Origin of the sequence: Flavobacterium chungangensis, assembly GCF_042654045.1 — a bacterium.
GTDB lineage: Bacteria > Bacteroidota > Bacteroidia > Flavobacteriales > Flavobacteriaceae > Flavobacterium > Flavobacterium chungangensis.
Map to the genome: position 1 here is coordinate 423,603 of NZ_JBHSFY010000002.1, position 21,983 is coordinate 445,585.

General features: G+C 35.4%; 11 protein-coding genes. 9 read left to right on the plus strand and 2 right to left on the minus strand.

Annotated elements, in window-relative coordinates:
• Positions 1 to 235 precede the first annotated feature (235 nt).
• On the plus strand, positions 236 to 1,708 hold the full coding sequence (locus ACFO3N_RS04840) for a M28 family peptidase (RefSeq protein WP_379795668.1): 1,473 nt from the start codon (positions 236 to 238) through the stop codon (positions 1,706 to 1,708).
• A 465-nt stretch (positions 1,709 to 2,173) separates the two neighbouring features.
• Positions 2,174 to 2,914 (plus strand): trypsin-like serine protease, encoded by a 741-nt coding sequence (locus tag ACFO3N_RS04845; RefSeq protein WP_379795670.1) that lies wholly within the window; start codon positions 2,174 to 2,176, stop codon positions 2,912 to 2,914.
• A 63-nt stretch (positions 2,915 to 2,977) separates the two neighbouring features.
• Here the strand turns inward: ACFO3N_RS04845 and ACFO3N_RS04850 are convergent, their stop codons facing one another.
• Together ACFO3N_RS04850 and ACFO3N_RS04855 are read right to left on the minus strand one after the other, a co-directional pair.
• Positions 2,978 to 4,234, minus strand: a complete 1,257-nt coding sequence (locus tag ACFO3N_RS04850; protein WP_379795672.1) for an MFS transporter — start codon at positions 4,232 to 4,234, stop codon at positions 2,978 to 2,980.
• Between the two features lie 223 nt (positions 4,235 to 4,457).
• Positions 4,458 to 7,085: a glycoside hydrolase family 3 C-terminal domain-containing protein gene (locus ACFO3N_RS04855; protein ID WP_379795674.1), complete on the minus strand. Its 2,628-nt coding sequence runs from the start codon at positions 7,083 to 7,085 to the stop codon at positions 4,458 to 4,460.
• 1,026 nt (positions 7,086 to 8,111) lie between these two features.
• Between ACFO3N_RS04855 and ACFO3N_RS04860 the strand changes: the two genes are divergently transcribed.
• The 7 genes from ACFO3N_RS04860 to ACFO3N_RS04890 all read left to right on the plus strand — a co-directional run bounded on the left by ACFO3N_RS04860 (position 8,112) and on the right by ACFO3N_RS04890 (position 21,949).
• On the plus strand, positions 8,112 to 11,201 hold the full coding sequence (locus ACFO3N_RS04860; protein WP_379795676.1) for a SusC/RagA family TonB-linked outer membrane protein: 3,090 nt from the start codon (positions 8,112 to 8,114) through the stop codon (positions 11,199 to 11,201).
• Positions 11,202 to 11,212: 11 nt separating this feature from the next.
• Positions 11,213 to 13,153, plus strand: a complete 1,941-nt coding sequence (locus tag ACFO3N_RS04865) for a RagB/SusD family nutrient uptake outer membrane protein (RefSeq protein ID WP_379795678.1) — start codon at positions 11,213 to 11,215, stop codon at positions 13,151 to 13,153.
• A 150-nt stretch (positions 13,154 to 13,303) separates the two neighbouring features.
• Positions 13,304 to 15,034, plus strand: a complete 1,731-nt coding sequence (locus ACFO3N_RS04870; RefSeq protein WP_379795680.1) for a glycoside hydrolase family 43 protein — start codon at positions 13,304 to 13,306, stop codon at positions 15,032 to 15,034.
• An 89-nt stretch (positions 15,035 to 15,123) separates the two neighbouring features.
• Positions 15,124 to 16,356, plus strand: coding sequence for an SGNH/GDSL hydrolase family protein (locus ACFO3N_RS04875; protein WP_379795682.1), 1,233 nt, complete (start codon positions 15,124 to 15,126; stop codon positions 16,354 to 16,356).
• Positions 16,357 to 16,394: 38 nt separating this feature from the next.
• Positions 16,395 to 19,112 carry an alpha/beta hydrolase-fold protein gene (locus tag ACFO3N_RS04880; protein ID WP_379795684.1) on the plus strand — a complete coding sequence of 906 codons (2,718 nt, stop codon included), beginning with the start codon at positions 16,395 to 16,397 and terminating at the stop codon, positions 19,110 to 19,112.
• Positions 19,113 to 19,184: 72 nt separating this feature from the next.
• Positions 19,185 to 21,713, plus strand: a complete 2,529-nt coding sequence (locus ACFO3N_RS04885) for a glycosyl hydrolase 115 family protein (protein ID WP_379795686.1) — start codon at positions 19,185 to 19,187, stop codon at positions 21,711 to 21,713.
• Between the two features lie 38 nt (positions 21,714 to 21,751).
• Positions 21,752 to 21,949 (plus strand): glycosyl hydrolase family 95 catalytic domain-containing protein, encoded by a 198-nt coding sequence (locus tag ACFO3N_RS04890; RefSeq protein WP_379795688.1) that lies wholly within the window; start codon positions 21,752 to 21,754, stop codon positions 21,947 to 21,949.
• The last annotated feature ends 34 nt before the right edge of the window (positions 21,950 to 21,983 follow it).

The following is a 21,983-nucleotide window of genomic DNA, read 5'->3' on the forward strand; positions in this document are numbered from 1 at the left end:
AAATATTAAATTATTGTAAAAATAAACGTTTCAATTTTGCATAAGATTCAATCCTGTTTCAGAACCGTATTTAAATTATTGTAGGTTAAGTCTTGTTTTAATTGAGAATTGAATAAAATACTATAAAAAAAGTATTTTATATTAAAGGATATTTATAAAAAGTATAGATTTGTCTTTTTTCAAGCCCTTCTTTTTTTGCAAGAAATTATCTTAATTCTTTAATTTGATTTTAATTATGAAAAAGAAGTTATTTATATTACTTAGTTTATGCTGCGAGGCGGTTTTTTCGCAGACAGTAAAGAAGCCATTAGTTGGTGCAATTACGGTAAAAGATCTTAAAACAGATATGTACCAAATGGCAGGAGACCATTTTAATGGACGTGAAGCGGGTACTTTAGACGAATTAAAAGTCTCTATGTGGCTGGCCGAAAAAGCAAAAGAAGCCGGAATGTCTCCCGCAGGAGATGATGGCACTTTTTTTCAATTTTTCGATTTGTATAGACATCAGGTTACCAATTACACCAAATTTAAGATTGGACAAAAAGATTTTAAATTGTGGAATGAGGTTTTAGTTGCTGAAACGACTACAAACAAAGTTGAAGCTCCAATACTTTTTTTAGGTAAAGTTTCTGCAGATGAAATCAGAAAAACAGATGTAAAAGGAAAAGCCGTTGTAATCCTAGCATCTAAAGAAGGAATTTCAGATAATATTTCACTTTTTGAAAGACGTTATCCAGGATTTGTAAAACAGAAATATTACGAAGATCTAGCTTATAGAGGTGCTGCAGCTCTTATTATTGTGGCAGATGAATTAGGCGAAAAAAGCTGGAGAGAAGTAGAGCCACAGTTGAAACGCGGCGTTTATGGTATCGAAGGATATAGAGATAAAATGCCTGTTCCGCCAAGAATGCCTGCTTTTTGGGTTCATCACGATCAGTTAGAATTTTTAAAAAATACCAAAGACCTTTTATCGGCTGAAGTAATTTCTGAAACTTACAAATACCCATCTGTAAATGTTGTTGGAAAAATAGACGGAAAAGACCCTGCATTAAAAAACGAATATGTGCTTTTCAGCGGACATCAAGATCACGATGGTGTAAGACAGAAATACGGACAAGATTCTATTTATAATGGAGCAGATGATAATGCTAGTACTTGTGTGGCAATGCTGGCTATTGCCAGAGCTTATAAAAAACAGCCTGCAAAAAGAACAGCTTTATTTGTATTTCATGGATCAGAAGAACGCGGTTTATTAGGTTCAAGCTGGTACGCTTCGCATCCAACAGTACCAGAAAAAGATATAATTGCAGTTTTGAACGGCGATATGATAGGTAGAAATGATATCAACCAAGCAGCACTTTTAGGTTCAAGCGATCCGCATCAAAACTCTCCTGATCTTGTAGCTGTGGCTAAAAAAGCAAATGACGAAGGACCTAAATTTGAACTCGATAAACTTTGGGATAGACCAGAACATCCTGAATTCTTTTACTTTAGATCTGATCATGTTCCTTATGCGCAAAAAGGAATACCTGCCGTTTTTTTTACCAGTGTACTTCACAGTCAATATCACACCCCAATGGATGAATCTGAAAATATAGATTTTGCAAAACTGCATAAAATGACAGAGTGGATGTATCGAACAGGATGGATACTATCTAATAACCCAGAAAGACCTAAATTTTTGCCGCCTAAAAAATCAAAACAATAAATTTATTCCAATTTCAGTATCGAAATAAATCAGAAAAAAAGTCCTAATTTGATTAGGACTTTTTTTTTGTGAAATAAAAGAGAAAAGAATGTGATTACCAGTTTCCTTGTAATCCTTCTTTAAGAGCACTATTATATTTCTCCAAGTCAAAACTATACAAATCGGGCGCTTTATGTGCTCCGCCTTTTACAGTGGAGAAAGTGAAGAAAGCTTTTGAATTAGATTCGAAGTTTACAGAGCTTAAACCATAAATTTTAGTTAGTTATTTCTGAAAGCCGTCTTGATTTTTTCAAGGCGGTTTTTTTCATTTGGTTGAAGCGGGCTTGTATTTTATAATGATCCCGGTTCTGTTTTCGTGAATCTCTTCTATCATTTATAACATTTGTTTTTCTATATTTGAAACTCAGCATTCAAGAAAAGGAAGTTTTGCATTGGCTGATAGTGAACTCTAAATTTGGTACTATTATGAAATTTAAACTTTTTTCTGCTATTTCGATTTTGTGGATAGCAGGCTGCTACGGACAGGAGATTTCTTCAAATAAAGTATTTAAAGAAATCGCTTTGGTGAACGGGATCGAATTTGTAAACACGAAATATGACCAGCCAAAATTCAGTTGCGGCTTTCTTATAAAATATAACAATGAAACATTTGCTGTAACAGCAAAACATATACTTAAGATTATTAAGCCCGAAAAAATGACAACCCTGTCGTTGGAGAGCTATATTAAAAATTGGGTATTATACCCATTAAACAATAAGTCCGAAATTGTAATTTGTGATAAATTATTAAACGAAGACAAGTCTGAGTTATTGGAAGCCAAGTCAACTTATGATAATGATTGGCTGGTATTTTCCATAAAGCAAAACTCTTCCAGTATTATACCTTTGGAAATGAGAAACACTCCTTTAGTTCAGGGAGAAAAATTATATGTTGTGGGTTGGACCAGAACGATGGAAAATGGACCTCAAAGGGTATATGAATTTGAATATTATAAAACAATTTCAAATCGCATTTTATTAAAAGATATTCTTGTGCCAGAGAAATTCGGAGGACTTAGTGGGGCTCCATTAGTAGATGAAAATGGTTTACTTGTTGGAATTGTCTCAAATGGGACAGTTGATCCAGATTCAAATAAGAAGTTTTTCTCTCCATGCTCAGTAACGAATTTGGTAACTTTTATGGAAAATAGAAAGGATAATAAATAATAAGGCTTTCATGTAAAGTTATTTTATTTAATATCCAAACTTGTCTCTTTTTTAGATTGAAAGCTAATTCTCATCAATCATATCAATAGTTTTTGGATGCAGGCTTACGAGTTGTAAAACAATTGCAGTAAAAACTACAAATAAAAGCAGTACAAAAACGTGCCTCATTCCTCCATTATCAGCGGCTTTTCCTAAAAACTCTGTGATAACAGCTCCGGCTGAAATACCTGCAAAATTCATAATTCCATATCCCGTAGCCCTGTATCGGGGAGCAACAAACTGACAAAGAATAGGCATATTGTTGGTGTCGTATATTCCAAATCCAAGTCCAAAAAGGACAGCGCCAAAAACAATAGCGGTTATGTCACAGCAATAGCCAAATAAAAACAATGCCGGGATGGTAAGAAACAATCCAATAGCGCTGGTGTAAATTCTTCCTTTAAGATGTCTCATCACCCATCTGTCTGAAATGGCACCTCCGATTAAAACGCCAAAAAAGGAAGACATCGAAATGGTTACCGTTGCAATTGGACCCGCCAGAGACATGTCCAAATGTAAAGTTTCGGTAAATAAAGTAGGTAACCAGTTTTTGGCCGCCCAGCCCGGTAAACTTGGTGCAGAGAAATAAAAGAGCAAAACCCAAAAGGAGATATTACCGAATAGTATTCCCAATCCTTTGAACATTTGTCTGAATTCAATGCTGATAGAGGACTTTTTTGTGGTATCTAAGAAGTACGTTTTCTTTTCTTGTATAAAAAATATCAATATTAAACTGTAAAGCACACCGAATAAACCTACGGAATGAAAGCTGAAATGCCAGGAAAAATATTTAGAAATAGTAGCCCCAAAACCACCGAGCGCTTGTCCTAAATAAATTCCAGTGGTATGAATCGCAATTGCAAAAGAGCGTGTTTTTTCCTGATGGTAATCTGCGATTAAGGATAAGGCGGCCGGAATGTAAAAAGCTTCGCTAAAACCCATAATACCGCGTAAAATATAAATCTGATTGAAAGTTGTGGCATAACCCATCGCCATAGTCACCCCAGACCAAATAAAAAGACTGCCTATTATGATTCTTTTTCGGTTAAACCTATCGGCTATAATTCCAGAAACAGGGCTCATAAGCGCATAAATCCAAAGGAAAACGGCCATCAAAAGACCGAAATTTTCAGCTTTAGCCAATTCAGGAATGTCATCCATCATCGCTGATTTCATAGTGGAGAGCATTTGTCGGTCTAAATAATTCAATAAAGCAACAAACCAAAGCAGGCCAACAACAATCCAGGGATAGGATTTTTTTTCATTCAATTTTGCAATCATTCTCTTTTTTCAAAATAAAGGCCGAATATACGAATTCAAACGCAACAGGAAAGAATTGTTTTTTCCATGTTATTTGTTTGTTTAATCTATTCGTAAGGTGGCTTACGATATTCCAATTTTGCTAAATTCTTTATTTTCAATAGGCAATGTGCCACGGTTTTGCCACAGAAATTTTGTTCGGTTTTAAAAAAATTGAAAAGCACTATAAAGAAGAAATGATTAATTATTTTTCTATTTCTAAAGTTTGAGTTATGATATTGTTTTTTGACTGATTTTTTTCATCTGGCTGAAATCCTCCAACTGAAATTTTAATTTTACCTTCATATGATTTTAAAGTTCCACTCTCTGTTACATAAGAAAGATCTTCTGGAGTAAGAGTAAAATTGATCACTGTACTCTGGCCAGGCTTTAAATTAAATCTTTCAAATCCTTTGAGGCTCTTTAAAGGAGACTTTATTGATGTATCTTGATTTATTAGATAAAGCTGTGCAACTTCTTCCCCTTCCATTTTTCCAGTATTGGTTACTTTAACAGAAATAGTAGCTGATTGTCCTTTTTCTATTTTTGCAGGAGCTTTTACTCCGCTGTATTTAAATTCAGTATAGCTTAAACCATAACCAAATCCGTATAAAGGAGTGCCTTTAAAGTAACGATATGTTTTATTATCCATTTTATAATCAACAAAAGCGGGTAAATCGGTGTCGCTTTTGTAAAAAGTCACAGGAAGCCTTCCTGCAGGATTATAATCGCCAAAAAGAACATCAGCAGAGGCAGTTCCAGCAGATTGTCCACCGTACCATATATTAAGTATTGCAGGAATGTTTTCTGCTTCCCAAGGCACAGCTATCGCGCTGCCAGTCATCATGAGAAAAATTACTGGTTTTCCAGACGATTGAAGCGCTTTTAGAAGTCTAGTCTGTACTTCTGGAAGTAGGATAGAAGTACGGTCTCCTCCTTTAAACCCTGGCGCATCAACAGGCATTTCTTCTCCTTCAAGCTGAGGAGAAATACCTCCAGCGAAAATAAAGGCATCTGCATTTTTATGGCGTTCAATTAAATTAGCAAAATCTGTTTTTATAAAATTTCCCGTTTGCAGAGATACTTCCGCTTTTCCTTCACCTTGCCAGTATTCTAGCACTAATTTGTAAACAGAATCTTTTTTGGTTTGCAGTTTGTAGGTTTTTGCTCCCCATCTGTTTTTTTTCCAGGCGCCTATAACTTCTTTTCCGTCAATAATAAACCTATAACCGTCATCTGCAGCGACTTCAAAAGTTATAGAACCATCTTCATCTGCTTTAAAATGGGTAGTGTAACGTGCTGAAAAATGATTTGCTTTGATGTTTTTAGTAACCATTTCTCCTTCTTGCCAGAAATTATTTATTTCAGATTCAGTTCTTGTAGTTTCAGGTTCGCCAGATAATGTATTGTTATTAAAATATTCAGCTTTAAAGCCTTGTTTCCCTTCATAAGAATAACGGCTCTTTAGATCTTTATAAACCAGTAATGTATCATTTGTAAAGTTGATGGCCTTTTCATAAACTACTTCAGTTTCAGGGCTTACTTTTTCTTTAATGCCTTGTAAAACTGTTGTTAGTTGGGATGGTGTTCCATTGTAATTTCCAAGTATAGAAATTGAATTATCTGCATTTGGCCCCAAAACAACAATCTTTTTCAGTTTTTTGCTCAATGGAAGTGTATTTTTTTCATTTTTAAGCAGTACTATAGATTGTCTAGCCATTTTTAAAGCATGTTCTTTATGCTCTTTTGATTCTAGAACGGAATTTGAAGTCTGTGCATATTTTACCATTGATACAGGATCAAACATACCCAATCTGAAACGGATCATAAAAAGACGTTTTACAGAAACATCAATCTGTTTTTCAGTAATTTGCCCATTTTTCACCGCTTGAACAAGAGATTTATAAGCATCTGTTCCACAGTCAATATCTGTACCATGAAGCACTGCGTCGGCTGAAGCAGATGCCGCATCAGGATGCGTTTTATGGTTCTTAAAAAAATCGTCAATTGCCCAGCAGTCAGATGTGACATAACCAGTAAATTTCCATTCATTTCTTAGAATGTCATTCATTAAAATATCGCTGGCACAGCAAGGTTGCGTTCTAAACGCATTATAGGCACACATAACTCCCGCAACTTTGGAGCTTGTGATTAATTTTTTGAAAGCTGGTAAATAGGTATCCCAAAGTTCATAAGGTGTTACATCAACATCAAAAGTGTGACGCAAAGATTCTGGTCCGCTATGTACTGCATAATGTTTTGCGCACGCCGCTGCTTTTAGATATTTAGGATCATCTCCTTGAAGGCCTTTTACAAAAGCATCTCCTAAAACAGCTGTCAGATAAGGATCTTCTCCATAAGTCTCCTGTCCGCGACCCCATCTTGGATCTCTAAAAATATTAATATTTGGAGTCCAATAGGTAAGTCCTAAATAACGTTCATTTGTTCGTTTAAGCTCAACAGCTTTATTGTAAATAGCCCTGCCTTCTAGAGCAGAATAATCGGCCATTTTGAAGAGTGAATTTTTATCGAAAGTTGCGGCCATCGCAATAGCCTGCGGAAAAACGGTTGTTTTAAAGGGAGTTCTTGCTACACCGTGTAAAGTTTCATTCCACCAATCATAAGCAGGAATTCCAAGCCTTGGTATGGCAGGTGCAGCATTTAGCATTTGTGCTACTTTTTCCTCTAATGTTAATTGTTCCACTAAGTTTTCTACTCGTTCTTCAAAAGTGAGATCAGTATTTTGAAAAGGATATTTTGCTATGTTATTTTGGGCAGAACACAAAAATGAGAATAATATAAGAATCTGATATTTTAATTTTTTTGTTTTCATAGGAATATTTTTTCTGATTTTTCGATAGATGGAGTGCTGTATTTTTTCATTTAAAAATAAATTACAACCGATTGTGTAAAGAAAAGAAAAATAATTTAAGTAAAGAGTTTGTTCAAAAAAAAATATCGCCGTTTTATTGTGTTATTGATTGTTTTTTATGATAAATATTGTGGTTTGTAGTGATTGATATTAAATTAATTGTGTAAAATGGAAGTGTAGTCATTCAATTGCTCGATCATTTTTTTAGATGTATCTAATATTTAACCAGAGTTTGAATGTGTAAAAGATGAAATATTTTGGAATGCACAATTCAACTTTCAATTTTTAAATATTGGCTTTTTCATTTATTACATATTAATTGATGTGATAGTTTTAGAACGTTGTTCTTGGGCAATATATTTATGACTTATATTATAGAAAGATTCATAATGGAGATAATCTTGTTGCATTTATATTAAAGACTTTGTTACAGTCAAAATTGTTTTAGGAAAGACAAAAAAGTTTATTTTATTCTAAAATTTGTTTCAAAAACCTTTCGTGAAAATGAAAGGTTTTTTTGTGCAAACAAGCAATCGATTGTTTTGTAAAAGGATTTTTGAATGTTAGCTATTAGTTTATCAGTTAGTTACGTGGTAATGTACGATTTTACTGGAAATTTTTATTTCTTAGCGATTTTCTAAACGAGATAATTTAAGTTTTTTCAAATATAAATGCAGATTTTTTCATTTTTATGTTTTATTTAAGAATATTCCCAGAACATGAAATTTTCACTAAAGATACCTACAACGTTGTAGTTTAATTTATGATATTATTATTTTTTTAAGGTTAATTATGAAGTAAATATTTTTTTATAAGGTATTTTTTTTGTACTTCTCAATAAAAAATTACACAACCGATTGTGTGTGGAAAATATTTTTCTACATTTGTAATAACTACACTTATGAAGTAAGTGTTCCATTGTAACTTTTAAAGTGTTAAAAAAATACTAACTAACAAAAACCAATTTTAATAATTAAATCAATTTTTATGAATAATTTTTTTATTACAAGTAAATCGAAGCACATACAAAGCTTCGGTTTTTTGATCCTATTGTTTTTGGTCTCAATGCAAATTAAGGCACAAACTACAATTACAGGAACAGTTTCGGATGCAAATGGTCCAATTCCTGGTGTGAATGTTAATCTAAAAGGAGCAAAAAACGGAGTAAGTACAGGTTTCGATGGTAACTATGCCATAAGTGCTCCTACAAACGGTGTTCTTGTCTTTAGCTTTATAGGTTTTAAAAGCCAAGAAATTAGTGTTAACGGACAGACTAAGATTAATGTGCTTTTGGAAGAAGATTCAAATGCCTTAAAAGAAGTAGTTGTAATCGGATACGGTACTCAAATTAAGGAGGCTGTTACAGGATCAGTTGCTTCTTTAGGTGGAAAAGAACTAAATGAAGTGCCTGCCGCCAATATTACCCAAGCTTTGCAAGGAAGGCTTCCAGGGGTTGAGATGACGCAAACATCTTCTAAACCTGGTGCTGCAATGCAGATAAGGATTCGTGGAACAAGATCTCTTACAGGTAGCAATGATCCTTTAGTAGTATTGGACGGAGTTCCATTTGCGGGTTCTATTGGAGATATTAATCCTGCAGATATTAAATCTGTGGATATCTTAAAAGATGCTTCTGCTACAGCTATTTATGGTTCTCGTGGTGCAAATGGTGTAATCTTAGTAACTACTTTAAAAGGAAGAAAAAATCAGAAAGCTACATTTTCTTATAATGGTTTTAGCGGGATTAAACAGGTTTTCTCAAAATATCCTATGATGGATGGTTCTAAATTTGCAGCTCTCCGCGATTATTCAGGTTTATATGTGGATGGTGTTGATGAGAAAAGAAATGTAAACACAGATTGGCAAAATTCACTATACGGTTCTGGTGAAATGATCAGCCATGATCTTAGCGTTTCGGGAGGAAGCGAAACTGGTGCTTACAATGCAGGTTTAGGATATTACAAAGAAGAATCAGTTCTTCCTGGTCAAAGCTACGAGCGTTTTAGCCTTAGAGCAGGTTTAGATCAGCAAATTAATCGATCTATTCGTATAGGTTTCAATACCAATAGCAATTACAGCATTACAAACGGTGATAATATCGGAACAGGAACTGTTTTAGCAACTTCACCGCTTGCTAATCCCTACAATGCAGATGGTTCTTTGAAAAGAACAGTTAGCATGGCCGCAGATGACCAATGGGTTTATACTAGACAGTCTATTGAAAATTTAGGAGATGCCTATGTTAATTTAAATAGAGCTTTCAGTTCTTACAATAACATTTTTGCAGAAGTTAAAATACCTGGTATTGACGGTCTAAAATACAGGCTAAATACAGGTTTGAATTTACGTACATCAAATGCTGGATATTATGAAGGTCAAGGGGTTTTTGACGTAAACCCGACAACACTTTCTAATGCGGCAATCACAAACGGTTGGTCGACACAATGGCTGTTGGAAAATTTACTGACTTATGATAAAACTTTTGCAGAAAAGCATACCGTAAATTTTGTAGGTCTATATTCGAATGAACAATATACAGGACAAAGTTCAAGAGTGACTCGAAATGGTATTACTTCTGATGCTTTCCAATTTTATAATTTAGGGCAAAGTGAAGAAGAAGCTGTAATTAACCCTGCAGATCAGGATTATACACAATGGGGATTGACATCTTATATGGCGAGGTTAATGTATTCTTATGATAACCGTTACTTTATATCTGGAACAGTTCGTTCTGACGGTTCATCAAGATTATCTCCTGGCAACAAATGGGTAACTTATCCTGCAGTATCTGCTGGGTGGACACTTTCAAATGAGTCATTTCTTAAAGATGTTAAATATATTAATTTATTGAAATTGCGAGCTGGGTATGGAGAAACTTCAAATCAAGCAGTAGCTCCTTACGCAACACTGGGGGCTTTAAGCACAAGACCATACAATTTTGGAAGCAATAATTCAACAGGAGTATATGTTACTGAGCTTCCAAATCCTAATTTGGGATGGGAGTTTTCAACTACATGGAACTATGGTTTAGATTTCGGATTTTTTAATAATCGCTTATCTGGTACGGTCGAATATTATAAAACAAATACAAAAAATCTATTGCAGCGCGTGGGGCTTCCAGCAACATCTGGTGTAAGCAGCTATGTGGCGAATGTGGGAGAAACACAAAATAAAGGTTATGAAATCTCATTGAACGGGGTCATTCTTGATAATCCTAAAGGTGTGACATGGTCTGTGGGAGTTAACTTCTATAAAAACGAAAACAAACTTGTTGCTTTAGCATCAGGTGCTAGCCGTGACGAAACAAACAACTGGTTTGTTGGATATAATATTAATTCAATCTTTGACTATGAAAAGGTTGGAATCTGGCAGGAAGGCGATCCCTATATGTCAATTCTTGAGCCGGGGCCAACAGGAATTAATCAGCAAGGTACAGTTGTAGGATCGATTAAAGTGAAATATACAGGAGAGTATAATGCAGATGGTTCGCCAACTCGTGCCATCAATGCAAACGATCGCCAGATTATAGAAACAGATCCAGATTTTCAGGGAGGTTTCAATACGAATGTAACGTACAAAGGATTTGATTTTAATGCAGTAGGAGCATTTAAAAGCGGAGGTGTGTTAATAAGCACATTATATGGGGGAGCAAGCTACATGAACCTTTTAAACGGACGTAGAAGCAACGTCGATGTAGATTACTGGACTCCAGATAACAGAGACGGAGAGTTTCCTAATCCGAGAGGTATCAGAAGCGGTGATAATCCTAAATACATGTCGACAATGGGATACTTTGATGCTTCTTATGTGAAAATTAGAGCAATGACTCTTGGATATACTCTTGATCAGGACTTTACAAGAAATTTAGGCATTGATAAATTAAGACTTTATTTCACCGTGCAGAATCCGTTTGTTTTATTTTCTCCCTATCATGATAAATCTGGAATGGATCCTGAAACTAATTCATTTGGTGACGAAAATCAAGCTGTTGCCTCTTATCAAAGAAGATTTTCTGTTATCGGAACTAATACTCCTGCAACCAGAAATTATTTATTTGGACTTAATTTAACATTTTAATCAGAACAGATATGAAACGATATATTTTTAAAAATTTAATTATAGGATCTACGGTTTTACTTTCATTGGCAAGCTGTTCCGATATATTAGAGGAAAAGCCTCATGACTTTTATGAACCAGGTTATTTTAAAACCGAACAAGGTGTTAAACAGGGACTAACTTCTCACTATGCACATTTACGCTGGATATATGGACAGGCCTATTTTTATAATGCTTGCCAAACAGGGACAGATGAAGCAACCTATGCGCAGAGTGCAGACGGGAATTTTAAAGATCACGATTTGTCGGGTGTCGGAATTATAAACCCAAATTCAAGCCGCTCGGATGTTTTGTGGAATAACTCGTATTACGATATCAATACAGCGAGTGGGATTATTGAAAATGGTGCAGCCGTAGGCGTTGCCAGCAGTCTAATTGCTGAATCTAAATTTTTTAGAGGGTTTGATTACTTTCTTTTGGTGCAGACTTTTGGAGGTGTACCGTTGGATTTAGGAGCTGGAGAATTAAAATTTAACAGCAAGCCTTCAAGATATTCAAAACGTAATACAGTTCCTGAAGTATACACAAAAGCCATTTTTCCAGATTTGGTTACAGCGGTTAATGATCTTCCAGATGTGCCTAGATTGACAGGTACAGTAACTAAAACTGTAGCGAGATTATTTTTGGCAAAGGCATATCTTACTTATGCTTGGTGGTTAGAAAACCCAAATACTATTCCAACTTATCCAGATGCTCCAAGAACAGATCCTGATGGGCATAATGCACAGTGGTACTTTCAAAAAGCTTATGATTTGGCTGTAGAGGGAATTAATAATCCAGGGGTTTATGGACTGCTTGATTCTTATTATGATGTTAATGCTGGAGCTAATGATAGAAATAAGGAAGTAATGCTTTTTGCAGACCATACACAGGAAAGCGAATATTACAATGGAGCTAGCCTTACGTACGGAAGCGGTGGCGCTCCAGATAACTTTTCAGGCTGGATGGTGACTTGGAACTATACTGCTATAAGAAGTAAAAACGGAGCAGCATCAGTTTCTTCAGTGCAGAGAGAAGCCAATCAATTTTTAGGACGTCCATGGACAAGAATGGCTCCGCCTATTGAAGTGTTCACCAATACTTTTGCAGACAAAACGAATGATTCAAGATATGACGGAACATTTGCGGCAGTTTTCAGAGGAAATTGGAATCTTCAAGGTACTGGTCTTACTGGCGTAGCAACGTTGACCAATGCTAACGGTTTGACAATTAAACCAGGTGATGCTGTTTTAAGCTTCCTTAATGATGAACCATTAACTCCAATTACCTATCCGTCTGGACAAGGTGACAGCGGAGTAGGTGCTGGAGTATTGCCAGGAAGAGCAGATTATGTAATTTCTCCAAAAGGTATTAGCAGAATTGTATACCCAGGTTTCTGGAAACTTGGACCTTACAGAACAGATAACGCGGGAGGATTAGGACAGCCAAATGCGGGAAGCACAAGACCATTTCCAGTAGCAAAATTCTCTGAATTATATCTGGTTGCAGCAGAAGCAGCCGTTAAAGGAGCTACAGGATCTTTGAGTGCTAGGTCTCTGGTAAATGTATTAAGAGCTAGAGCTGGAAAATGGAAGTGGGATAATAATGGTAATACAGCTAAAGTTCAAGATAATAGCGCCGCTATGACAAATGCAACTCCAGCCATAATTGATATTAATTACATTCTTGCAGAGCGTTCACGTGAATTTTTTGGCGAAGGATATCGTTGGTATGATTTAGTAAGAACACAGAAATGGAATGAAATTGCTGGAAAATATTCTATTGGAGGATCAAACTACGGACAGCATACACCAGAAGTAGTAACCAGAACAATAGACGCACATCATTATCTAAGACCAATTCCGCAAGGACAAATCGACGGAATGGAAATGTCTGCTGATGAAAAAGCAGCTTACCAAAATCCGGGGTATTAAGTTTTATTTTTCTAAAAACTAATTCTAAGCAAACAAGATCAATTTTGTAAATTATCTTATTACGGTTTATTAATTTAGTTTTAAACAAGCCGGGAGTAACCCTCTCGGCTTTTTAATATTTTTCGAATGTACTTTTACAAATAATATAAAATGAGCAATAAAAAAAAGATTCTTATATCAGTTGCTATTCTGTTTTGTTCTATCCTTGCGCAGGCTCAGGAAAGCACTATCAAAAAAAAGAAAAGCAGTAAAGATCCTATCTTTTCAAACGCAACTTATGTAGGCGATGACCAGATTTATAAAAGCAACCCGTTAAAAGAAGATGAGTTTTATTCTCCAATACTTCAGGGATGCTATCCTGATCCAGCAATTACAAGAAAAGGAGACGATTATTACATGGTTTGTTCTTCGTTTGCTATGTTTCCTGGAGTGCCCATTTTTCACTCTAAAGATTTAGTAAACTGGACCGATTTAGGAGGTGTATTAAATAAAGTTTCAGAATTTAATCCTCACGATACAGGAATCAGCGCTGGGGTTTATGCTCCTGGAATTACGTACAATCCTCATAACGATACTTTTTATATGATTGTTACTGCTTTTACAGGTGGTTTGGGAAATATCATTGTAAAAACTAAAGATCCTAAAAAAGGTTGGGGAAGTCCAATTAAATTAGCTTTTGACGGAATAGATCCTTCTATTTTCTTTGATGATAATGGAAAAGGTTATGTCGTACACAATGATGCTCCTGACAAAGGAAAAGAATTGTACAACGGACATCGTGTAATTAAAGTTTGGGAATATGATTTAGAAAAAGATCAGGTAATTCCAGGAACAGATAAAATCATTGTAGATGGCGGAGTTGACCTTTCTAAGAAACCAATTTGGATTGAAGCTCCTCATTTGTATAAAAAAGATAATCATTACTACTTAATGTGTGCAGAAGGAGGTACAGGAGGAAATCATAGTGAGGTTGTTTTTATTAGTGATAATCCAAAGGGACCTTTTAAACCAGCGTCTAATAATCCAATTCTAACACAGAGATATTTCCCTCAAAACAGACCAAATAAAGTAGATTGGGCAGGACATGCAGATCTGGTGCTTGGGCCAGATAATAAATATTATGGCGTATTTTTAGGAATTCGCCCAAATGAAAAAGATAGAGTAAATGCAGGACGTGAAACCTTTATGCTTCCAGTAGACTGGTCAGGTACTTTCCCTGTTTTTGAGAACGGTTTGGTTCCAATGGGACCAAAATTAAAAATGCCAAACGGTGTTGTAAACAAAACGGGCAAAGATGGTTTTTTCCCTAATGGCAACTTTACATTTACCGAGAATTTTACATCAGAGAAATTAGATTACAGATGGATCGGATTGAGAGGACCAAGAGAACATTTCATTTCTATTGTTAAAAAAGGTTTGCAGATTACACCATTTGCCGTAAACATCAAGGAACTAAAACCAACTTCTACATTATTTTACAGGCAACAGCATAATACTTTTTCTTTTACGACTACATTAGATTATAAACCAGAATCAGAAAAAGATTTGGCAGGAATAGTATGTCTTCAGAATGAACGCTATAACTATGTTTTTGGTGTCACTAAAAAAGGAAAGGACACTTATATATTACTAGAAAGAACAGAAAATGGACAGTCGGAAATTATTTCAAGCGCAAAAATAGAAGTTAAAGGAGCATTACGTCTACAGGTTAAAGCAGCAGGCGATAATTATCAGTTTAGCTATGCTTTGAACGGTGGCAATTTTGAAAATCTTGGAAATCCAGTTTCAGGAGATATTCTTTCGACAAATGTTGCTGGCGGATTTACAGGAGCTTTGGTAGGTTTATATGCCACTTCATCGAATAATTCTCATCCGAAATAAAATCTAAAAAACTCCCATTATTTCAATTTGCATAATGATTTTTTAGGTTTTGTTTTTAGAATAACAGCAGTCATCAAATTTTAGTAGAAATGATAAAAAGATATTTAAAATATATATTGCTTTTACAGCTTTTCACTTTAATAATAGGATGTAAGACCAATCAGCCAATAGTAAATTCTAAAAAGGCATCAACTGAAAATTGGGTCGGATCATGGGCTTGTGCACCAATGCTTGTAGAACCAAACAATATGCCTCCAGCGCCAGGTTTGTCCGAAAATACACTTCGTCAGATTATAAAAGTTTCCATTGGAGGAGAGTATATTCGATTGCGTTTTTCAAATGTATTTAGTGATCAGACTACAGTTTTAAAAAAGGTCAGCATAGCCAATGTGATTGATGCTCCCGCAATTGATAAAAACACACAAAAAAATCTCAGTTTTAATGGAAGTCAAGAGATAACATTAAATCCGGGTACGGAAATATATTCTGATAAACTGAATTATCAATTAAAGCCAGGCCAGCTGCTCGCCATAACCATTTATTATGGAGTGGCATCACAAAAAACAACTGGACACCCCGGATCAAGAACGACATCTTATATTTTATCGGGAGATAATGTCACTAATGATATTTTCTCAGAAGCTGTAAAAACAGATCATTGGTATTCTATTATGGGACTAGATGTCGTTGCATCAAAAAACGCATCCAATATTGTTTGTCTAGGAAACTCTATTACAGACGGCCGCGGTTCTGGAACCAATAAACAAAATCGTTGGACAGATATTCTAGCCGCTAGATTGGCAGCCAATAAAACAACTCAAAACGTTGGAGTTTTAAATTTAGGCATAGGAGGAAATTGCGTTGTAAAAGGCGGATTAGGACCAACAGCATTAGACCGTTTTGACCGTGATGTACTTTCGCAGACAGGTACAAAATGGCTTGTAATTTTGGAAGGAATTAATGACATAGGAGGAATTAAACGTCCAGAAGATGCTCCTGTAAAAGCACAGGAAATTATAGATGCCTATAAAATTATGATAGAAAAAGCACACGCCAAAGGCATAAAAGTGTATGGCTGTACGATTTTACCTTTTCAAAAATCATTTTACGACGCACCTTTCAAGCAAGAAGCAAGAGATATTGTAAATGCATGGATTCGGAATAACCACTTTGATGCGGTAATAGATTTTGACAAAGAAATGGCTTCGGGCACTGATTCTAAAACCATTTTATCGAATATGCATGACGGCGATTTTTTGCATCCTAATGAATTGGGATATCAGAGAATGGGCGATGCAGTAGATTTGAATTTATTTAAATGAAATTCCATTTTGGATTAAAATAATTTTAACGAGATCTCATGAAATCAATAATTAGATTTTTCGCAATAGCAATTCTTTTTTTAACAGGGCAGAATGGATATTCTCAGGATCCAAATTTTCATGTTTATTTAAGTTTGGGACAGTCCAATATGGAAGGCGCTGCTCCGATAGAAGCTGAAGATAAAATAAATGTAGATCCTCGTTTTCAGGTTTTGGAAGCAGTAAATTGCCCCGATCTGAATCGCGAGATGGGAAAATGGTATACCGCAATACCGCCATTATGCCGATGCAAAACAGGATTAACACTAACAGATAATTTTGGAAGAACTATGGTTGCTAATCTTCCTAAATATATAAAAGTTGGAGTGGTAAATGTTGCTGTTGGAGGGTGTAAAATAGAACTTTTTGATAAAGATAATTTTGAGGATTACATGAAAACAGCACCAGACTGGATGCTGGGAATGATTAAAGAATACAATGGCAGTCCGTATGCAAGATTGGTTGAAATGGCAAAAATTGCACAAAAAAAAGGAGTTATAAAAGGTGTTTTATTACATCAGGGAGAATCTAATACAGGCGATACAATATGGCCAAAAAAGGTTAAAATAGTATACGATAATCTGATGAAAGATCTAAACCTAGATCCTAAAAAAGTGCCGTTACTTTCAGGAGAAACCGTTCATGAAGAACAGAATGGAAAATGTGCCAGCATGAATAAAATCATTGCAACACTGCCTCAGACAATTCCAACTTCTTATGTAATTTCATCAAAAGGCTGTGCAGTGGCTTCAGATTTTTTGCATTTTAGTGCCGCGGGATACAGGGCTTTAGGGAAACGTTATGCAGAAAAAATGCTTTCGTTGTTAGGGTATAAATCAGATAGCCCAAATGAACCTTTTATAGTTCAAGCACCTGTTGGTTTTGACCAGTTAGACCCGACAGTTCCAGCGGGAAAAATTGAAACCATAAGTTATGATTCAAACACAGTTGGCACAATCAGAAAAGCCACCATCTATACGCCGCCTGGATTTGCTAAAAACAAAAAATATCCCGTTTTATATCTTCTACACGGAATTGGTGGAGACGAAAAAGAATGGCTTAATGGTGGAAGTCCGCAGATTATATTAGACAATCTTTATGCAGAAGGAAAATTACAGCCGATGATCGTGGTAATGCCAAACGGAAGAGCCATGAAAAATGACAGCGCTACAGGAAACATAATGGCTCCAGATAAGGTTCAGGCATTTACAGATTTTGAAAAAGATTTATTGAAGGATTTAATTCCTTTTATTGAAAAAAAATATAATGTTTACAGAGACAGAGAACATCGTGCCATTGCAGGATTATCTATGGGAGGTGGACAGTCTTTGAATTTCGGATTAACAAACTTAGATAAATTTGCTTGGATAGGCGGATTTTCGTCGGCTCCAAATACAAAGAAAACAGAAGAGTTAGTGCCTAATCCTGAAGAAACAAAAAAGAAGTTGAAACTGCTTTGGATTTCTTGCGGTGATAACGATTGGCTTCTTGAAAACAGCAGACGAACTCATGATTATTTATTCAAAAATAATGTACCACATATTTATTATCTAGAACCAGGAGTTCATGATTTCAAAGTATGGAAAAACAGCTTGTACATGTTCTCACAGTTATTATTCAAACCTGTTGATGAATCAAGTTTTTCAAAATACACTATTTTAGGAACCACAGCTCAAACCAACATACGCAATGCTAAATATCCTCAGATTCTGCCTGACAACAGAGTAATTTTTAAAGTCAATGCACCTGAAGCATCAAAAGTACAGATAGATCTTGGAAGAAAATACGATATGCAGAAGGACGGTCAGGGAGTTTGGAATGTTACAACTGATGTAATAAATGGAGGATTTAATTATTACTCACTTTTGATTGACGGTGTGGCAGTTGCAGATCCGTCAAGTGAAACTTTTTATGGAATGGGGCGTATGGCCAGCGGAATAGAAATTCCGAAAAGAGATGGTGATTTCTATGAATTGAAAAACGTTCCGCATGGCGAGGTAAGAATAATGAAATACTTTTCAAAAGGAACTAATTCATGGCGCGAAATGTATGTGTATACGCCGCCAGGTTATGAAACTTCATCTGAAAAATTCCCAGTGTTGTATCTTCTTCATGGAGGAGGTGAAGATCAAAGAGGATGGAGCACTCAAGGAAAGGCAAATTTGATTTTAGATAATTTAATTGCAGAAAATAAAGCAAAGAAAATGCTTATTGTAATGCTTGATGGAAATTTGGGAAGTACAGGCGGAATAGCAGGATTTGGAGAAGAAACATTAAAAGCATTTGAAAACGAGTTAAAAAACGGAGCAATACCTTATGTTGAAAGTAATTTTAAAGTTGCAACAGACAGTAAAAATAGAGCTTTAGCAGGTTTATCAATGGGAGGATTACAGACACTTTATGCTGGAATAAAAAACTCTGGGATGTTTTCAAGTCTAGGTGTTTTTAGTTCAGGATGGTGGGCAAACAATCCAAAATTATCAGATCCTCAATATGAGTTTATGAAAAACAACGAAAAGACTGTCAATGCCAATCTAAAAAATTTCTGGATTTCGATGGGAGGAAAAGAAGATATCGCATACGAAAACTGTAAAATTATGACGCAAAAATTAGATCAATTAGGCATTAAATACAGCTACAGTGAGTACTCTGGCGGACACACATGGCCAGTATGGAGACATGATTTGTTCTTGTACTCGCAATTATTGTTCAAATAGCAAAAAGCAGAATTAAAAGATTTTGATTGAAAAATAAGCTGAATCTGAAATGAATAGATAAAAAAACACCTGATGAAAAACTATTTGAAATTTATAAGCACCTTAATTATTGTTTTGATAAGTACTATATCAAAAGCTGCTCAGCCATTTATAACAGAAGATAAAAACCAGAATGTTATGGTGCTGAAAGAAAAGTCGCTGTCATTATCTTTTTGGGTAAATTCAAATTTAGATGCAGGTATTTTGCGAGCTGTAAATAATCTTCAGTCCGATTTTGAAAAAGTGGTAGGCCAACGTCCGATTATCTTAAACCAAAATCCAAATGCATCATCGCCCCTCATTATTATTGGAACGATCGGATCTAATTCGATTATTGATGATTTAATCAAACAAAAAAAAATAGAAGGAAAAGAACTCAAAGGCAAAAATGAGAAGTTTATCATACAGCAGGTTAAAAATCCCTTCAAAGGTGTAGATGAAGCGCTCGTAATTGCAGGGAGTGATAAACGCGGTACGATATACGGAATTTACGAGTTATCCAGGCAGATTGGCGTTTCTCCTTGGTATTACTGGGCAGATGTTCCTGTAAAACACAAAGAAAATATTTATTTCATTAAGGGAGTTTACACAGATGGAGAACCAGCTGTAAAGTATCGAGGAATTTTCCTTAATGATGAAGCTCCCGCTTTAAGTGGCTGGGCAAAAGCCACTTTTGGCGGTTTTAATAGCAAGTTTTACGAAAAAGTTTTTGAATTAGTACTTAGGCTAAAGGGTAATTACATGTGGCCTGCAATGTGGGGAAATGCATTTTATGACGATGATGCGGCCAGTGGACCTTTGGCAAATGAAATGGGAATTGTAATGGGCACTTCCCATCATGAACCAATGGCTTTAGCACAGACAGACTGGCGTCGATATATTAAAAAAAACAATTTGCCCAACGTTTGGGATTATTCTAAAAACAAGACGGTTTTAGACGAGTTCTGGAAAACGGGAATTCAGCGAAGCAAAAATTGGGAAAAACTAGTAACCATCGGGATGCGTGGCGATGGAGACGAAGCAATGAGCGAAGGTACCAATATAAGTTTGTTGGAAAATATTGTAAAAGAACAGCGCAAAATTATTGAGAAAGAAACAGGTCAAAGCGCCAATAAAACACCTCAAGTTTGGGCTTTGTACAAAGAAGTTCAAGATTATTACGATCAGGGAATGCGTGTTCCTGATGATGTAATTCTTTTGTTTTGTGATGACAACTGGGGAAATGTCCGCAAACTTCCTGATCTTTCCAAACCGCTACATAAAGGCGGCTACGGAATGTATTATCATTTTGATTATGTGGGTGGTCCGAGAAATTCGAAATGGATTAACATAAGTCCGATACAAAGGGTCTGGGAACAAATGAATCTTAGTTACGAAAACGGAGTCGATAAGGTTTGGATTGTAAATGTTGGAGATTTAAAACCAATGGAATTCCCTATCAGCTTCTTTTTAGACATGGCTTGGAATCCTAAAAATTTCAACTCTCAGAATTTATTCCAATATACAGAAAGCTGGGCGGAAGAACAATTTGGAAGCAAATATTCAAAAGAAATTGCCAGATTATTAAATACCTATCCTAAATTCAATCGTCGGGTTACTCCAGAAATGCTGGACAGCAAAACCTATTCTTTGGAAAATTACAATGAATTTGAAACAGTTGTTAATGCTTATAAAAACTTAGCACTGGATGCTTATAGAGTGTACAACGAACTTCCAAATCAATATAAAGATGCTTATTTTCAGCTGGTTTTATATCCAATAGACGCTTGCTGTAATCTTTATGAAATGTACTTTGCGCAGGCAAAAAATAAAAAATTGGCAGCAGAAAAAAATAGCCTTGCCAATTATTATGCAGATGAGGTTAAAGTAAAATTTGACCGCGATTCTATTCTTCAAAACAAATACAATAATGAAATAGCATCAGGAAAATGGCCTCACATGATGGATCAAATGCGTATAGGTTATAAAGCTTGGCACGATGGTCCTAAAAATATTCTTCCTGAGGTAAAATATATTTCTAATAGCGAAATTGTCGTTCCGAAAGTTTTTGTAGAAAAAGATGGCTATGTGTCGATTAATGCAGAACACTTTTATAAAGTTAATAATTCAAAAAAAATGCATTGGGAGGTGATTCCAGATTTTGGAAAAACGTTGAGCGGTATTACAACATTTCCGCAAAATAGCTACTCCATGTCAGAAGATAATGTCTTTGTAGAATATGAAATCAATTTTGCTTCAACGGGAGAATTTACAGTAGAACTTTTATTGGCGCCAACACTGAATTTTAATAGCAATAAAGGACTTCGATATGAAATATCTTTTGATGGAGAGAAACCGCAGCTAGTAAATTTTAATGGCCATTACAAAGGAGAATTAGGAAAGTGGCAGGCAGAACATATGATTCATTCTGTCACTAAACATACCATTTTGAAGTCAGGAAAACACACACTTCGTTTCAGGGTTTTAGATCCTGGAATTGTACTTCAAAAAATATTAATCGATACAGGAGGTTTGAAGCCTTCTTATTTGGGAGCTCCAGAAAGTGAAAGAATAGCCGAATAAGTTTTAAAAGTCTTTTTGTTAGATAAAAGAATATTAAATTGACTAAAAAAAAGCTTCAGAAATGGCTTGATGCTTACCGCTTAATCCAAAATAAGTTAACACCGCTTGGGGTAAATCATGTAGGTGGTGGAACATATAATAATCTTTTTGATGCACATCCGCCATTTCAGATTGATGGTAATTTTGGCTGTACTTCTGGAATCATCGAGATACACTCAATCAGTTTTATCAGGTAGAGGAGATTGAAAAACCTATTATTTCAAAGGAAGC

Bases quoted from the DNA above. Each gene is read 5' to 3' on its own strand.
- ACFO3N_RS04875 (WP_379795682.1), top strand. From the start codon at position 15,124: ATGATAAAAAGATATTTAAAATATATATTGCTTTTACAGCTTTTCACT.
- ACFO3N_RS04845 (WP_379795670.1), top strand. From the start codon at position 2,174: ATGAAATTTAAACTTTTTTCTGCTATTTCGATTTTGTGGATAGCAGGC.
- ACFO3N_RS04870 (WP_379795680.1), top strand. From the start codon at position 13,304: ATGAGCAATAAAAAAAAGATTCTTATATCAGTTGCTATTCTGTTTTGT.
- ACFO3N_RS04850 (WP_379795672.1), bottom strand. From the start codon at position 4,234: ATGATTGCAAAATTGAATGAAAAAAAATCCTATCCCTGGATTGTTGTT.
- ACFO3N_RS04865 (WP_379795678.1), top strand. From the start codon at position 11,213: ATGAAACGATATATTTTTAAAAATTTAATTATAGGATCTACGGTTTTA.
- ACFO3N_RS04860 (WP_379795676.1), top strand. From the start codon at position 8,112: ATGAATAATTTTTTTATTACAAGTAAATCGAAGCACATACAAAGCTTC.
- ACFO3N_RS04855 (WP_379795674.1), bottom strand. From the start codon at position 7,085: ATGAAAACAAAAAAATTAAAATATCAGATTCTTATATTATTCTCATTT.
- ACFO3N_RS04885 (WP_379795686.1), top strand. From the start codon at position 19,185: ATGAAAAACTATTTGAAATTTATAAGCACCTTAATTATTGTTTTGATA.
- ACFO3N_RS04880 (WP_379795684.1), top strand. From the start codon at position 16,395: ATGAAATCAATAATTAGATTTTTCGCAATAGCAATTCTTTTTTTAACA.
- ACFO3N_RS04840 (WP_379795668.1), top strand. From the start codon at position 236: ATGAAAAAGAAGTTATTTATATTACTTAGTTTATGCTGCGAGGCGGTT.